Raw genomic sequence first — 2,500 nt, 5'->3', positions numbered from 1 at the left:
CACTAAATCCCATGGCGACAAGCTCGGTCGCCGCGGCGCGGTACGCGCCAGCGTTGCGACGTCAGCACGGGCTTTGCCCGTGCCGGCCTGTCTTCTTCTGCTTGAAACTAGTTTCGCGTCAACACGATGGTGGAGCCTATCGGGATCGAACCGATGACCTGATGCTTGCAAAGCAACCGCTCTCCCAGCTGAGCTAAGGCCCCATCATAGCGTGTGCAGCACAGCCTCGAAGCAAGGCGCGGGCAAAGCCCGCGCTTTACGTCGAACGAGTTCGCCTGCGCGCCTCGTCGGCCGCACTGGCTGTGATACGATTTAGCTCTCGCTAAAATCGTCTCCACACCTGCGCGTTGGTGGGCCGAGTAAGAGTTGAACTTACGACCTCACGCTTATCAGGCGTGCGCTCTAACCACCTGAGCTACCGGCCCAAACAAGCCACCACACAACCGCATAGGTTCTACCGCCCGAACCCGTAAGGGCTCACGGCAGCGAACCAGCGCGGCTGCGCTAGTTTTCCAGGATGAAGGGACATGAGGACGGCGGCATATGTTCTATACGAAAGGTACGAAGCTCTTCCCCAATCACAACCGAAGTTGGTCAGGGCGCTTTCGGACCGATCCTTAGAAAGGAGGTGATCCAGCCGCAGGTTCCCCTACGGCTACCTTGTTACGACTTCACCCCAGTCGCTAAACCCACCGTGGTCGCCTGCCTCCTTGCGGTTAGCGCAGCGCCTTCGGGTGAATCCAACTCCCATGGTGTGACGGGCGGTGTGTACAAGGCCTGGGAACGTATTCACCGCGGCATGCTGATCCGCGATTACTAGCGATTCCGCCTTCATGCACTCGAGTTGCAGAGTACAATCCGAACTGAGACGGCTTTTGGAGATTAGCGCACCCTTGCGAGTTTGCTGCCCACTGTCACCGCCATTGTAGCACGTGTGTAGCCCAACGCGTAAGGGCCATGAGGACTTGACGTCATCCCCACCTTCCTCCGGCTTATCACCGGCGGTTCCTTTAGAGTGCCCAACTAAATGATGGCAACTAAAGGCGAGGGTTGCGCTCGTTGCGGGACTTAACCCAACATCTCACGACACGAGCTGACGACAGCCATGCAGCACCTGTCACCTATCCAGCCGAACTGAAGGAAACCATCTCTGGTAACCGCGATAGGGATGTCAAACGTTGGTAAGGTTCTGCGCGTTGCTTCGAATTAAACCACATGCTCCACCGCTTGTGCAGGCCCCCGTCAATTTCTTTGAGTTTTAACCTTGCGGCCGTACTCCCCAGGCGGATAACTTAATGCGTTAGCTGCGCCACCCAAGCACCAAGTGCCCGGACAGCTAGTTATCATCGTTTACGGCGTGGACTACCAGGGTATCTAATCCTGTTTGCTCCCCACGCTTTCGTACCTCAGCGTCAACAGTCGTCCAGTGAGCCGCCTTCGCCACTGGTGTTCTTCCGAATATCTACGAATTTCACCTCTACACTCGGAATTCCACTCACCTCTCCGACGTTCAAGTGATGCAGTCTTAAAGGCAATTCCGAAGTTGAGCTCCGGGCTTTCACCTCTAACTTACAAAACCGCCTACGTACGCTTTACGCCCAGTAATTCCGAACAACGCTAGCCCCCTCCGTATTACCGCGGCTGCTGGCACGGAGTTAGCCGGGGCTTATTCTCCCGGTACAGTCATTATCTTCCCGGGTAAAAGAGCTTTACAACCCTAAGGCCTTCATCACTCACGCGGCATTGCTGGATCAGGCTTTCGCCCATTGTCCAATATTCCCCACTGCTGCCTCCCGTAGGAGTCTGGGCCGTGTCTCAGTCCCAGTGTGGCTGATCATCCTCTCAGACCAGCTAAGGATCGTAGCCTTGGTAGGCCTTTACCCCACCAACTAGCTAATCCTACGCGGGCTCATCCCTCGGCGATAAATCTTTGGACTCTCGTCATCATACGGTATTAGCAGCAGTTTCCCGCTGTTATCCCGTACCAAGGGGCAGATTCCCACGCGTTACGCACCCGTGCGCCACTAAATCCCGAAGGATTTCGTTCGACTTGCATGTGTTAGGCATGCCGCCAGCGTTCGTTCTGAGCCAGAATCAAACTCTCAAGTTTATGTCCGTCTACGTACCAGGTGGAATAACCCAGCACTGCGACAGCCACTCCAGGAGCCGTTCCTGCACAATATACATAACTGTGTTTGCATATTGAGACACATGAAACGGCCTGGCTTTAACCGATCCTCTGACGCCTGAAGGCCATCAGAAACCGGAGCCGCCGCCCACATGTCCCTTCATCATTCCAACAATGAGAAAGAGCCAAAACAGGCAACCCCGCATCCCCTAACCTCTCGGTTCTGGGTGATCACATCAAGCGATCCAGGATTGCCTCAGCACCTCATCCGTTCCCGGTGAAGCGCCGCTGACAAGAGATCCTCTAGGCCGACCAACGACAGGGGTCAATCCAGAAATTGCAGTTTTGTGGCAAATGATCCAGGAAGTGGCC

At 55.5% G+C, this 2,500-nt stretch carries 2 tRNA genes and 1 rRNA gene; all 3 read right to left on the bottom strand.

Annotated features, from left to right (window positions below):
- Positions 1-127: 127 nt before the first annotated feature.
- The 3 genes from BKY59_RS06600 to BKY59_RS06590 all read right to left on the bottom strand — a co-directional run bounded on the left by BKY59_RS06600 (position 128) and on the right by BKY59_RS06590 (position 2,110).
- Positions 128-203, bottom strand: a tRNA-Ala gene (locus BKY59_RS06600).
- Between the two features lie 145 nt (positions 204-348).
- A tRNA-Ile gene (locus BKY59_RS06595) sits at positions 349-425 on the bottom strand.
- 196 nt (positions 426-621) lie between these two features.
- A 16S ribosomal RNA gene (locus tag BKY59_RS06590) occupies positions 622-2,110 on the bottom strand.
- Positions 2,111-2,500: the final 390 nt, after the last annotated feature.

This window comes from Sphingomonas montana (assembly GCF_001956315.1).
Lineage (GTDB): Bacteria > Pseudomonadota > Alphaproteobacteria > Sphingomonadales > Sphingomonadaceae > Sphingomonas_R > Sphingomonas_R montana.
Note: the sequence above shows the minus strand (reverse complement) of the source record. Positions and strands in the feature narration are given on the sequence as shown.